This window comes from Natronobacillus azotifigens (genome assembly GCF_026805325.1).
Classification (GTDB): Bacteria; Bacillota; Bacilli; order Bacillales; family Amphibacillaceae; genus Natronobacillus; species Natronobacillus azotifigens.
In genome coordinates this window covers 23,856-37,569 of the sequence record NZ_JAPRAT010000018.1, presented here as the reverse complement: position 1 = coordinate 37,569, position 13,714 = coordinate 23,856, and the positions used below count along the sequence as shown (strand labels likewise).

Here is a 13,714-nt window from a genome sequence, read left to right as displayed (position 1 = left end):
AGAAAAAGCGGAAATGAGGAATAAACAATGAGTACATTATATATGAAGCAAAAGGTATTTAGTTTAGGGGAAAAATTCACGGTGAAAGATCAAAGCGATGTGGATAAGTATTTTATTGAAGGAAGCTTTTTCAAGGTGCCGAAAACCTTTACGATAAAAGATGCGGATCATCAAGAAGTAGGTGTGATCACTAAGAAGGTTTTTAGCTTGTTGCCAAAGTTTTATGTGGAGGTTCATGGAAAAGAAGTGGTCACGATTCATAAAGAGTTCTCTTTCTTTAAAGCACGTTATCGGATGGACGGAGAAGATATTCGGGTCCAAGGTGATTGGTGGGATAAGCACTTCGATATTTTGGCACGTGGAACAGTTGTGGGGCATGTTAATGAAAAATGGTTCACATGGGGCGATACCTATGAAATTGACATTGAGAATGAAGCCTATGAACATATGATTCTATCACTTGTTGTTGCTATTGATTTTGTGAAACAAACAGAACAAAATGCTTCGAATTCACATCGATAAAAAAGAATCACTTGAACTAATGCTTATCTTAGAGCGCCCGTCCGGCGAGCTCCCCATAAAACAACAATAAGATCAAAGTTGTTAAATGGGGAGTAACTCTTGGATTCGCCGAAAGTCTTCAAGGGCTTTTCGCTCATTCTTTAGGACTAAGAATCTGGGTGGGGCCCCTAAAAACCTGCACTGAATCAAATTTCACTACCTTGTTAAGTTGTGTCAGTCTGTTTTATGAAAAAAGTTCGGTATTTAGTCGAGAAAAGTTTTTTCACGACTAATTCGATTGTTTGATTTTCTCTAAAATTATCTGCTTGTTATGATGTAAATAGGTTAAAAAATGATCTGCAATAATTGGATCAAATTGAGTGCCTTTGTTCTTTTCTATTTCCGCAATTATGTTTTCTAAATCTTTCGCATTACGATAAACCCGTTGAGAGGACATTGCATCAAAGGCATCTGCAACCGTCATGATTCTAGCTGTTAAAGGTATATTTGCTCCAGCTAGACCGTGAGGATACCCTTTACCGTCATAGCGTTCATGATGATACAATACCATGTCTAGTATGCCATTGTCTTGATATGGTTGAATATGCTTCATCGCATTGTAGCCAATTATCGGGTGTTGTTTAATGATATCAAATTCTTCTTCGGTAAGTTTATCGGGTTTGTTTACGATGGACTCGGGAATGACGATTTTACCAATATCATGCAATAAACCACCCATGTAAATGGTATTTTGTTTCTTTTTCGATAATTTCATTTGTTTTGCAATTTCTTTTGAGTAATTGGCGACATTTTCTGAATGTGTAGCCGTATAGGGATCTCTTGAATCAAGTAGTTTAACCAGTGTTTTGGTTAACTCAATATTTGATTTGTTTTGGTTAATATAGTTGGAGATCATTAATGATGTCGTGAAACCGAAAATGAAAAAGGTAAACCAAAATGATAAGAAAATATCAAAACTACTTGGATCTAAGACATATCTTGTTAAAGCTACAAGGCCACTTTGTAAAAGCAAAACTGCGTTATTTTTATAAATGCTTCCAAGTAATATCATTACCATTGTATAAACAAAAAACAAATTCAATTCATAGTGATAATAACGGTCAATCCAAAGTACACCAGCTGCAAGGATAAAGGCAACATATCGGTATGTAATAATCAATCTTAATGTACTATTTATTGGTGTAATATCATGATAGATGTTCATAAGATGCTCCTAATTTTTTATCTAAAATTATATCATATTTTGTTAAATCGTGAATTATCCAATGTAAAATGAGTACAACAATTCTCCTGTTTAATACGAACCGAAAATGTGTAAGTTAGCATTAAACCATCTCTAGCAGACTAAACTCTTAACTCTATTAATGTATAGGTAGCAGCTCTCTTTATGATAATGAAGTACCTAATTTTACTCACAAATGTAGTAAGAGATATGGTATTATAAGTTTAAAGATTCCCAGTATTTCTATTAAATAACAGGAGGTTGTTCTATGAGAAAGGTACTTGGTTTGGATATAGGTGTTTCTTCGGTGGGGTGGGGTATTATAAATGAAGATTCTGGTGAAATTATTGATGCGGGCGTACGTTTATTTGAAGAATCAACAAGGAATGCAAATGAAGATCGACGTGGGTTTCGTGGTGCGCGAAGATTAAAAAGAAGAAGAAGCCATCGGCTAGAGAGAGCATACCAACTTTTTAATACATATAACTTACCTGTATCAGGGATTGGAAAGATAGATCCATATAAAGCTAGATATGAAGCGATAAATGGGTCTGTATCATTAGAAGAATTGGTTGCAGCATTTTATCATTTAATCAAAAAAAGAGGAACAGTTCTTGATTCAACTGAGGATGATAAAACTGTTGGAAATGAACTCTCTACGAAAGAACAGCTTAAAAAAAACAATAAATTATTAAAGGAGAAATATATCTGTGAGATTCAATTGGAACGTATAGGTAATAGTGAAGAGAAAATGCGCAACCATCAGAATCGTTTTCGAACTGCGGATTATGTAAAAGAAGCAAAAGCTATTTTGCAAAAACAGAAACAGGTGTATTCAATATTAACAGAGGAATTTTCTCAACAATTAATTGATCTAATGGAAACTAGAAGAGAGTATTATGAAGGACCAGGATCAAAAAAGTCTCCAACACCTTATGGACCATATTCCATTGATAAAAGCGGTAAGTTAATCGAAACTACGATGATAAATAAAATGCGTGGTAAATGTACTTACTTTCCCGATGAATTAAGAATCGCTAAGATGTCTTTCACGGCAGACCTATATAATTTGTTGAGCGGAGATTTAAATAAGCTACAGATAGATGGTGCTTATCTTACCTCTGAAGATAAAAAGTATCTTATCGAAAATTTGATCAAAAAAGGTAAGAATATCACTCTCCTACAAATTCTAAAGTATAAAGGGGCGAACGAAAATGCGATCGTCACCGGGTATAGACGTGATATGAAGACGGATAAACCAACGTTTACAGAGTTTAAAGGCTATAAAGAATTAAAGAAGATTGTAGATAAAAACAATTTGCCTATTAATATTTTAGAAAAAATAGATTTGCTGGACGGTGTTGTTGAAATATTAACAGCTGAAAAATCATTAACTCGGAGGGAAGAGCAACTTCGATCATTATTTTCTGATTATGAAGATGATATGAAAATCAGACTTGTAAGTGCGTTTAAAGAAAATAATGCTTTTGTTGGGTATCATGCACTTTCAAAGAAAGCGATTAGTTCTATACTAGATGATTTAATGCACACAAATAAAAACCAAATGGAGCTTTTTGCGGAGAGAGGTTTTGAACAAAAAAGATTAGAAAAGCTGAAAGGCCAGGATAAGATTGTCTTTGATGAGGACGCAATCTTAAGTACGGTAGCGAAAAGGGCGCATCGTGAAGCGGTTAAGATTGTAAATTCTATTCGTGAGAAGTATGGAGAATTAGAGGCTATCGTTGTTGAAACAGCTCGTGAAAAAAACAGCGATGAGAAACGGAAGCAGTATAATGACTTTCAAAGAAAGATAGGAAAACATGAAAAGGAAATGGCAAAATTATTAGGTGTGAAGAAGTTAGCTGAATTACACCTGAACGGAAAACAGCATTTGGCTTTAAAATTATGGGAATCACAGGACGGGAAATGTATATATTCTGGAAAAAGTATATTGATTAATGATATTGTCAATGATCGTTCTTCGTTCGAAATTGATCATATTTTACCAGTATCATTGTCCTTTGATGATAGTCAACAAAATAAAGTGCTTTGTAGACATAGTGAGAACCAAAACAAAGGACAATTAACACCATTTCAGTATTTTCATTCAGGGAAGGCCTCGCGTTCTTTTGAGCAATTTAAAGTAGAGGTATTAAATTTGTATAAAAGTAAAAAGATTTCTAGTAAAAAGAAAGATTATTTACTTGAGTTACGAGATATTGCCTATAATGATGAACTACAAAGAGAATTTATCAATCGGAATTTAGTAGATACACAATATGCTATGCGGAGCTTTTCTATGACATTACGAACATTTTTTAAATCCCAGAATATCAACACAAGAGTACTCTCGATCAGGGGATCATTTACCGCAGCGTTGCGTCGGCGTGCAAAAATGAACAAAGACCGTGATGATAGTTATGCACATCATGCAATTGATGCACTAATTGTGGCGGCTATAGGACGTATGCCAGTTTTTGAGTTTTTCAATGAGTTTAGGATGGACGAACAAGGAGTTGTTGTTAATAAAGACACAGGGGAAATATTAGAGGAAAAGGAGTTTTTTTCTAATAACTTTATTGTTTTTTTACGTAATATTATGAAGTATGAAGCTGAAATAAAATACTCCCACAAAGTAGATCGAAAAGTTAATCGATCGATGTCCAATCAAACTATTTATGGAACTAGGGAAAAAGATGGTGATAGATATTACTTGGGTAGAACAGCTAATATTTATCAATTAGACAAAAAAGGTATCAAATCTGTATTAAAACGTTTAGAGAAAGAACCTACTAAGTTTTTGATTGCTAAACACAACCCGGAATTACTAACCTTGATTAAAAAAATTGTAAAAGAACACGCTGATGCAGATAATCCGTTTAAAGCTTTTTATGATGCCCATGGCTATATTTTAAAAGATGGAAAAGTACCTGTTAAAAGATTAAAGTATTATGATCAAAGATTAGGTGTGCATATGAGCATAACAGAAAAATACCCAAACGCAAAGAATGAGGTTGTTTTATTGAGTGTAAAAAGTGTGCGGGTAGATGTTTATAGAAACCAAGAGGGAAGATATAAGTATTTAGGTGTACCTTATCATTGGTTTCGAAAAAAAGATGGTGAGTATTTTTTAGATATGAAAAAATATAATGAAGAAAAAGAGAAAAGTTATAAAAAAATTGATGATAGCTATACCTTTCAACTAAGCCTCTATAAGAATGACAGATTTTCCTATGAAAAAAATGGAGAGGTTTTTGAACGTGTGTTTAGAGGAGATAATAATCCTAGACAAAATAAAATAGAAGTCGATTTTGTTAATAGAAAAAAACAAGAACAAAAAGAAGGCTTTCTAGCTCCATCGACAATCCAAAGAATTTATAAGTATAATGTTGATGTTCTAGGCAATACTTATAAAATAGAAAAAGAAAAATTCAAAAATACTTTACATCAATAATTAAGTGGGGTAAAATAATGGTAGCGATAGAGACGTCTATCGCTCTATACCGAAAACTGGGAAGAACCTATCAAAACAAGGGTTTATCCCGAACTCAGCCCCATTTTAATGGGGCTTTTTCCTTTTTCTATAACTTTTATAGAAAGGAAGAGAATAAGATTGAGTTGGAGAATTGTCTATATTGAAGAAGCAGAAGAAATGAAATTGTATTTAGATAATTTAAAAGTCGTCAAAGAGGACCAAGAAGTGTTGATCCCACTATCCGACATCCATACGATTATCGTGGATAATTCTAAAACAGTCGTAACAGGGCGGTTAATGAATAAATTAACAGATTATCACATTCTATTAATCTTTTGTGATGAATCCCATAAGCCTAATGTATTCTCACTTGGCATGTATAGCCATTATCGCGTTTATGGTGTATTGAATCAACAATTGAAATGGGATGAACATCTGCGAGGAGAAATGTGGAAAAAGATAGTTAAGTTAAAGATTCATAATCAAATGACTATCTTAGAATACTTGGACAAAGACAAAGATGCAATTGGGAAAATGAACGCGCTATCAAGAGATGTTGCTTTTGCGGATGAAACAAACAGAGAAGGACATGCAGCTAAAGTATATTTCAATGCATTATTTGGAGATCAGTTTCACCGTCAACAGAGTGCCATTGATGCGTATAACTCTGCATTAAATTATGGTTATATAGTTTTAAGGGCTTGTTTTACTAAAACAATTGTAGCCTATGGTCTTCATCCTGCGTATGGAATTGGACACCGTAATCAATTTAATGCGTTCAATTTAGCGGATGATTGTATGGAGATATTTAGACCTGTAATCGATCTTTGGGTATATCTAACGGTTAGTGACACAGACTTCTTAGATAGGGAAATGAAACAAAATTTAATTCGTCGTTTAAGTGCAAAGGTTACTATTGGGGGAGAAAGACATACTGTATTAAATGCCATTGATTTATATATACAATCTTTTATTAAATCTATGAATAACGAAGATCTGGACAAGTTGGTGTATCCCAGAGATGGCATCGCCGTATAGAATTATGAGATTACTATTATTTTTTGACCTCCCTATGAATACAAAGGAAGAACGTCGAATATATTCCCGATTTAGAAAATATTTAATAACAAATGGATTTACAATGATTCAATTTTCTGTGTACGTAAAAATATTTCCAAACAGAGCAGGTCTGTTTCAATATATAGAGGGATTGAAAAGACAAATCCCATCCAAAGGTTCGGTTCGATTGATGGCTGTGACGGAAAAGCAATATGAAAAAATGTTAATATTGGTTGGCGGAAAAACCATACAAGAAGAAGTTATAACAGAAGATCCTATGGTGATATTATGAATTTGTGGAAAATCACAGACGGATCTACTGAATGGGAAATTGAAGTTGATACAATCACAGTATTAAAGGACTCGAACCTCATCTGGTATAAATTAATTAGATTAATCGATGATTACTTTACAAATAAACAATCGAACGTAAAGATAGTTGAAGGTGAGCAGATTATTCAAAAAAAAGATTGGGAATGTCACTTTATTCCTTTTGATGCGCATCTTCAAGTGGACAAACTTAAAGTTAAATCACCATTAAATCCTTTAATGGATGAATTGTGTGAAGATATTGTTGCTTCACCTGCCTATCAAGAGTTATTGAGTGTATGGAGTGAATTAAACGAAGAATTACAATTTGCTAATCGAAAGTTGGATAAATATAAATTGTCCCTACAATTAGAAGCGTTTGATTCTAAAAAAATGAAGCAATCTTTGTTCTTTCAACCATTAGAACCGTTCATGTCACCAAATGATTATAAATTACTTTTTTTAAAATTGTTATCGGAAAGAGCGATGAATAAAAAGACACTAATTATCATAGAACTTCCAGAGTTGTATGCAGACGTGGGTGCAATAAATCAGTTTATGGAACATATCTCTCAGTTGTCCAAAATAGGTTATCATTTTATAATTGTTACGCAAAAAAATCTTGGTCAAACTAGCAACTATCTGTTTGAAAATCAAATCATTCATAAAGCTAGTTTGAAAATGATGAAACGAAAAGTACAGAGCCAGCTTCCATTTGTATGTGAAGAAGGTTTATACGAAGAAGTTGAAGACCAAATTTTAGAGCTTGTGGATAACTGCAATTTTAAGAGTGAAATCCTCCCTACCCTTTCTGAAATGGAACAAGCAAAAAAAGTAGTTCTTTATACAGTGTTTAATCATTTAGATATACCACTAAACCTTGATGTGACTGGGTTCACACCTAACCTAAGAAATTACATTGAATCACAAGTGTGAAGTTGAAACTGGGTGTGGTATAATAAAAAATGAGGTTTTGGTACTCTCTCAGTTTTCGGTATAGAGAAACAGAACCTTGCAACATATGGTGCAGTTAAGGGTTTTGGTACTCTCTCAGTTTTCGGTATAGAGAAACGCCCAAGCAGGCGGTCAGTCGATCACTTAAGTTTTGGTACTCTCTCAGTTTTCGGTATAGAGAAACTTCCTGCCAGCAATACAGCTAATGGCGGAAGTTTTGGTACTCTCTCAGTTTTCGGTATAGAGAAACCGCAGGTGCGGTTTATAAGAATTTACAATAGTTTTGGTACTCTCTCAGTTTTCGGTATAGAGAAACTTATTAGGGTTAAACTCTACCCTCACATCTGTTTTGGTACTCTCTCAGTTTTCGGTATAGAGAAACTTAGGAATGGAATTAGATGAGGTTATAAGAGTTTTGGTACTCTCTCAGTTTTCGGTATAGAGAAACTGTTATTATGTGAGATGGGAGGTTACTGTTGTTTTGGTACTCTCTCAGTTTTCGGTATAGAGAAACTTGCGATAATCGCCACGTCTTTGCTTAACGGTTTTGGTACTCTCTCAGTTTTCGGTATAGAGAAACGCGACAAGTAATTACTACTTTAGTGGACATGTTTTGGTACTCTCTCAGTTTTCGGTATAGAGAAACTTTTTTCTCCAAAATCAAATTCGTTATCCTGTTTTGGTACTCTCTCAGTTTTCGGTATAGAGAAACATAGAGGGGGCGAGGTGTTATGTAGTGGGGGTTTTGGTACTCTCTCAGTTTTCGGTATAGAGAAACAAGGCGACTTTGTGAGAATTTGACCTTCTGTTTTGGTACTCTCTCAGTTTTCGGTATAGAGAAACAACAAAGTTAATTAATACAGCGTTATCAAAGTTTTGGTACTCTCTCAGTTTTCGGTATAGAGAAACCGATGCGTGGGAGGTTCCCACCGTAACACGTTTTGGTACTCTCTCAGTTTTCGGTATAGAGAAACCTCAGGAGTTACAAAGTTATTGCAAACCTTTGTTTTGGTACTCTCTCAGTTTTCGGTATAGAGAAACTAAACCTATTACAATAGGTTGTCTCGCGCTGTTTTGGTACTCTCTCAGTTTTCGGTATAGAGAAACTGGAAAAGAAAATGTTGAGGGTATAAAAAGATTTTGTTACTCTTGTGTTCACTTTATTAATTTAACGATATTAGCCCATTTGATTATAAAGAAGTAGGAAGAATCATAAATCTTCCTACTTCTTTAAATGTTCTTCTGTTATTGATTGAGACAAATAGGTTCTACTTAATTCTTATTTTAGATGAACAACTTACTAATCAACATCTCTGTTCCCAAATGCTTCAGGAATCATAGTAAATCCATCAATGACGGTGTCTTCTTCTACCTCAATCATGAGGTACCTTCGCCCATTGAAGTGGATTTGTTTTACGTGACGTAGATCTTCAGGGCTGACAGAGATATTAGCAACTTTCGTGTTAATTTTGATTGATTTTGACTTATATCTTGGTACTATATTTTTGGCTTTAAGCTCATAGCTTTCATCGTCAAGAACGTTGTGAAAAGCTGTTTGAATTTTTTCGGTATTCACTTCTTCGACACCACTATGTTTTAAAACTCTCTCCACATCTTTATAATCGAGCTTTTGTGCATCGTCGTCTTCATTTTCTTCGACTACACGGTTAATTTCTTCATAGACATTGGCAAGCGTAGACGTGTTTAACTGGTGTCCTACAGCATCTCGGACTATTTCTTCAAAGATAATTTTGTCCTCTTTCGCTGTTACGGATTCTTCAGCATTTAAGACATCCTCAATAAACTGTGGGTCAGGTTCATTTGCCTTTCCAGCAGAGTATAGAATATGGTTAACATCAGCTGCATTGTCTGTAAAGCACGGAAATAAAAAGCCACCAATGGGTGCATCTAAATTGATCACAGGATCAACAACAACATTGTACTTAAATGCTTTTTCCACATAATCAAAATGCAACTCTTTCTTTGGATCTTGTGTTTTATTGATACTACAAAGAATAAAAGAGTGAGAGTAAACAGCATCTCTTTCACTTTCTTCACTTTCTTCATTTTTTCGTTTCATCGGTTTTAAATATTCACCTCGAACAAAAGTAACAACAACATCCATTTCGTACTGTTTGTCATTGAGCATTTTTTCAACAACACGTAACATATAGTCCTTCCAGCTATCTGCTTCTTCACTTAATAAGCCTTGATGAAGGATCAATTGGGTTGGATCTTCTACGTTGGTTTGGAATTTTAACGCAAATAGTTTTTCGTCGACAGTTCCTGTTAACACTTTCTTGAAATTATGGATAAACAGCTCTTGTTCGTCAGGATCTAAACGATCAAAAAATTGACTTTGTTGATGATAAATCTCACTAGACTCTTTCATGATATACACATTAAAAATTTCTTTAACTTTTAATAGATCATTATCTGGTTTGAATTGTTTTCGAATGTTTGCAATATCTTTTTTATTCATTTTTTAGCCTCCTACATCCTTAAATCTTACCACAAATTAAACAGGCGCATGGAAATAAATTTTCAGCAAAAGTTACGTGGGAAAAAGATAAAAAACGAAACAGTAAAATCAATGTGAGATGGTATAATGGCTTTAACGAGTGAAGAAGGGATCGAGACAAATGATACGAAAGTTAACGCAAGCAGATGATGCGGATGTACAAGCACTAATTATGACAAATCCGGCAGAAAATCTTTTTCTAATTGGTGATATTGAAGCATTTGGATATAGTCAAAGTTTCCAAGAGGTTTGGGGGGATTTTACGCAAGAGGATCAATTGAGAGCTGTATTGTTACGGTATGAAGAAAATTATATTCCATTTGCGCTTACCGATTTTGATGCGTCAGGTTTTGCAGAAGTTCTGAATCGAGATCAAAATAAACCAATGTTATCTGGTCTAAAGGAAATTACATCAAAAATCATCCCACACCTAAGAACAGATTTTACGAGTACGAGAGAACTTTTCTATGCCAAATGTACGACAACATGGCATTTACCTTATACCGATTTAGAGGAAGTGAAATTACTTACGATAGATGATATTGATCGCTGGGTTGCATTTATCAATGGAATCCCTGAGTTTGCAGATGAATCCGCTGCTAATGCAGCATCGAAAAAACGCAGTATTGAACAAAAAGTCGGACGTAGTTATTATCTCGAACAAGATGGTAAAATGGTGTCTTCCGCATCCACAACTGCAGAAAATAGTAAATCTGCGATGGTTGTCGCAGTTGCAACGGATAACCGCTATAAAGGAAAAGGTTATGCTACGTTATGTTTAGCTAAACTGATTCTGGATCTGGTTCAGGAAGGAAAAGAACTTTGTTTGTTTTATGATAACCCATCGGCAGGTAGCATTTATAAGAAGCTTGGGTTTCAGGACATTGGAACTTGGATGATGTACCGTCACTAAGCAAGAATACAAAAACAACCTTAGTCTGTCACTAGGAGAAACTAAGGTTGTTTTTGTATTATCCTGGAGCAACCGTCCGTAAGTCTCCCACTTCAAAATAACGAGAATATCAAGTTGTTACAGTGGGTGTAACGGAAGCTAGCACCCCGAATGGATCAAAGGCCATTAGGTCATCCTTTAGGGCTAACAATCAGTGGGGGAATACCTAAAAACCCCCACTGATTGAAGTTTCACTTTATCGATTGTGCACTTCCCGAGCAACAGATTCTAAAATGTATACGACGGGGACTTGCGTAGTGATGTTCGTATTTTCATAAAACTCTTCTGACATATAATAGGGAATGCTGACATCAGAAATTTTTGCAATACTAGAAAGTCGATTATTTGTGATGCTAACAATCTTACTTCCTTCTTGTTTTAGTTGGTTTAATTGAGAGACAGTAAATGGATTTTCTCCTGATACCGATAACACAACTGCAACACTATTATTTCGAAGCTTTGAGTGAACAGGGTAAGAAAAATCTTTAATGTATGTAGAGAATGTCCCTAAATTAGAAAAATACCGTGCGCCATATTCTCCAAGAATACCAGAGCTTCCGTTTCCAAGAAAGATCACGTTGTCGGCCGCTGCAATTACTTCGGCCGCCTCTTTTATTTTTGCATCATGATCACCGGTCAGGGTTCGTTCAAAAAATTCAATGATGGAATGTTGAACCCCTTTGAGTGGAGGGGGAGTATCTTTGTTTTTATTAATATGCATTTTCAGTTTGGTTTTAAATTCAGAATAACCCTCACAATTTACTTTTCTACAAAAACGCAAAATGGTTGCCGTGGAAACATGGGTTTCATCTGCTAATTCTCGAATTCGCATATAAGTAACCTTTTCGCTGTTCTTGCAAATATAATTATAGATAGACGTTTCTAGTTCATTAAAAGAAGCAATAATATCGTTAGAAAACATGGCTATTCTTTCACCTACTTTAGATTGTTGTTATGCTGATTATATCATAAAGTGACTGAAGGTTTTAAGCTTCCCATTATTTGTTAGACCGAAAATTCCTTAATCATTTGGAGGTTCTTCCATGTACGGATCCTTTTGACACAAAACACAGTGTTACAACTCTGACACAAATTACTACCGGTGTAATTAAAAACAAGCTAGTCAGATGCTCTATACAAGTTCACCAAATCATTTTATGCTAAATATAGTCTTAATGATTAAAGAATGGCAGGAAAAACAGGAATAAGAAAAAATATTAGCAATAAATGAGGAGGAAATAAATATGAGTAACAGTCGTTTTCCGGAAGGTTTTTTATGGGGAGGAGCAACCGCTGCCAACCAATTAGAAGGTGCGTATAACGAAGGTGGGAAAGGGTTATCTATTTTTGATATGGTTGAATTTGTTCCGAAAGAAGAGCGAACAAAGAGTGTTGAAATGGACGTTCGTAGTGAAACAGAATTAGAAGAATTATTAAACGCGGATGAAGGTGCAAACTTCCCGAAACGTCGAGGGATTGATTTTTACCATCGTTATAAAGAAGATATCGCTTTGTTTGCAGAAATGGGATTCAAAACATTTCGAATGTCGATTTCATGGCCACGAATTTTCCCAAATGGTGATGAAACAGAACCAAACGAAGAAGGGCTAGCTTTTTATGATAACGTATTTGATGAATTGTTGAAATATGGAATTGAACCATTAGTAACACTATCTCACTATGAAATACCACTTCATTTGGTGCAAAAATATAATGGTTGGGAAGATCGTCGTGTAGTGGAATTCTTTACACGCTATGCAGAAACGGTATTCCACCGTTATCAAGATAAAGTGAAGTATTGGTTAACATTTAACGAAATTAACATTTCAACACTGTCTCCATACATTGGAAGCGGTATGCTCATTGATCGTGTTGAGAACAAAGAGCAAGCGATTTATCAAGCATTGCATCACCAATTCGTTGCAAGTGCACTAGCGGTAAAAGCTTGTCACGAGATTATTCCGGATGCAATGATTGGCTGTATGCTGGCACGTATGGAAGTTTATCCAGAAACATGTAATCCAGATGATGTTTTAGCTGCTTTAGAGGAAGATCAAAAGAACTTGTTCTTCACGGATGTACAGGTACGAGGATACTATCCAAGTTTTATGCTAAGTTATTTTGAAGAAAACAATATTGAAATTGAGATGCTACCAGGTGATGAAGAAATTCTGGCAACACATACGGTTGATTACTTATCATTCAGTTACTACATGAGTATGGTAGCCAGTGGGTCTCCAGACAAAAAGAGGGAAAAAGGAAACTTCTTTAGTGGAGTGAAAAATCCTTACTTGGAAGCTTCTGATTGGGGCTGGCAGATTGATCCGAAAGGTCTGCGTGTGACGCTGAAGAAAATGTATGATCGTTATCAAGTACCATTGTTTATTGTAGAGAACGGCTTAGGAGCTTACGATACAGTGGAAGAAGACGGTTCAATCATCGATGATTATCGGATTGATTACTTACGTGCACATATTGACCAAATGGGAGAAGCGATCAAAGAGGGCGTTGATTTAATTGGTTACACAAGCTGGGGTTGTATCGACCTTATCTCAGCGAGCACTTCAGAAATGTCGAAACGGTATGGCTTTATTTATGTCGATCAAGACGATTATGGTCATGGAACATTAGAACGGAAAAAGAAGAAATCCTTTGAGTGGTATAAAAACGTTATTGCAACAAATGGTGAAGAATTGTAAA

The 13,714-nt window shown here is 35.1% G+C and carries 10 protein-coding genes and 1 CRISPR repeat array; of the genes, 7 read left to right on the top strand and 3 right to left on the bottom strand.

Annotated features, from left to right (window positions below):
• The first annotated feature begins 27 nt into the window (after positions 1-27).
• Positions 28-522: an LURP-one-related/scramblase family protein gene (locus OWO01_RS09950; RefSeq protein WP_268780304.1), complete on the top strand. Its 495-nt coding sequence runs from the start codon at positions 28-30 to the stop codon at positions 520-522.
• Positions 523-790: 268 nt separating this feature from the next.
• Here the strand turns inward: OWO01_RS09950 and OWO01_RS09945 are convergent, their stop codons facing one another.
• Positions 791-1,726 (bottom strand): HD-GYP domain-containing protein, encoded by a 936-nt coding sequence (locus OWO01_RS09945; protein WP_268780303.1) that lies wholly within the window; start codon positions 1,724-1,726, stop codon positions 791-793.
• A 286-nt stretch (positions 1,727-2,012) separates the two neighbouring features.
• Between OWO01_RS09945 and cas9 the strand changes: the two genes are divergently transcribed.
• The 4 genes from cas9 to OWO01_RS09925 all read left to right on the top strand — a co-directional run bounded on the left by cas9 (position 2,013) and on the right by OWO01_RS09925 (position 7,523).
• Positions 2,013-5,198, top strand: coding sequence for a type II CRISPR RNA-guided endonuclease Cas9 (gene cas9, locus OWO01_RS09940; protein WP_268780302.1), 3,186 nt, complete (start codon positions 2,013-2,015; stop codon positions 5,196-5,198).
• A gap of 159 nt (positions 5,199-5,357) precedes the next feature.
• Positions 5,358-6,257, top strand: a complete 900-nt coding sequence (gene cas1, locus OWO01_RS09935; protein ID WP_268780301.1) for a type II CRISPR-associated endonuclease Cas1 — start codon at positions 5,358-5,360, stop codon at positions 6,255-6,257.
• Complete coding sequence (gene cas2 / locus OWO01_RS09930; protein ID WP_268780300.1) at positions 6,241-6,570, top strand: CRISPR-associated endonuclease Cas2; 330 nt, start codon at positions 6,241-6,243, stop codon at positions 6,568-6,570. Before cas1 ends, cas2 begins: the two co-directional genes overlap by 17 nt.
• Complete coding sequence (locus OWO01_RS09925) at positions 6,567-7,523, top strand: hypothetical protein (RefSeq protein ID WP_268780299.1); 957 nt, start codon at positions 6,567-6,569, stop codon at positions 7,521-7,523. The genes cas2 and OWO01_RS09925 overlap by 4 nt, the downstream gene beginning before the upstream one ends.
• 34 nt (positions 7,524-7,557) lie before the next feature.
• Positions 7,558-8,648: a CRISPR direct-repeat array (repeat unit 36 nt; unit sequence GTTTTGGTACTCTCTCAGTTTTCGGTATAGAGAAAC).
• 193 nt (positions 8,649-8,841) lie between these two features.
• On the opposite strand, the gene OWO01_RS09920 is transcribed toward OWO01_RS09925, so the two are convergent.
• Positions 8,842-10,023, bottom strand: a complete 1,182-nt coding sequence (locus OWO01_RS09920) for a DUF4317 domain-containing protein (protein ID WP_268780298.1) — start codon at positions 10,021-10,023, stop codon at positions 8,842-8,844.
• Positions 10,024-10,183: 160 nt separating this feature from the next.
• Between OWO01_RS09920 and OWO01_RS09915 the strand changes: the two genes are divergently transcribed.
• Positions 10,184-10,975 carry a GNAT family N-acetyltransferase gene (locus OWO01_RS09915; protein WP_268780297.1) on the top strand — a complete coding sequence of 264 codons (792 nt, stop codon included), beginning with the start codon at positions 10,184-10,186 and terminating at the stop codon, positions 10,973-10,975.
• Between the two features lie 235 nt (positions 10,976-11,210).
• Here the strand turns inward: OWO01_RS09915 and OWO01_RS09910 are convergent, their stop codons facing one another.
• The gene (locus tag OWO01_RS09910) at positions 11,211-11,936 is read right to left on the bottom strand and encodes a MurR/RpiR family transcriptional regulator (RefSeq protein ID WP_268780296.1); all 726 of its coding nucleotides are present in this window, start codon (positions 11,934-11,936) and stop codon (positions 11,211-11,213) included.
• 322 nt (positions 11,937-12,258) lie between these two features.
• Here OWO01_RS09910 and OWO01_RS09905 point away from each other — a divergent pair, with 322 nt between their 5' ends.
• Positions 12,259-13,713: a glycoside hydrolase family 1 protein gene (locus OWO01_RS09905; RefSeq protein ID WP_268780295.1), complete on the top strand. Its 1,455-nt coding sequence runs from the start codon at positions 12,259-12,261 to the stop codon at positions 13,711-13,713.
• The last annotated feature ends 1 nt before the right edge of the window (position 13,714 follow it).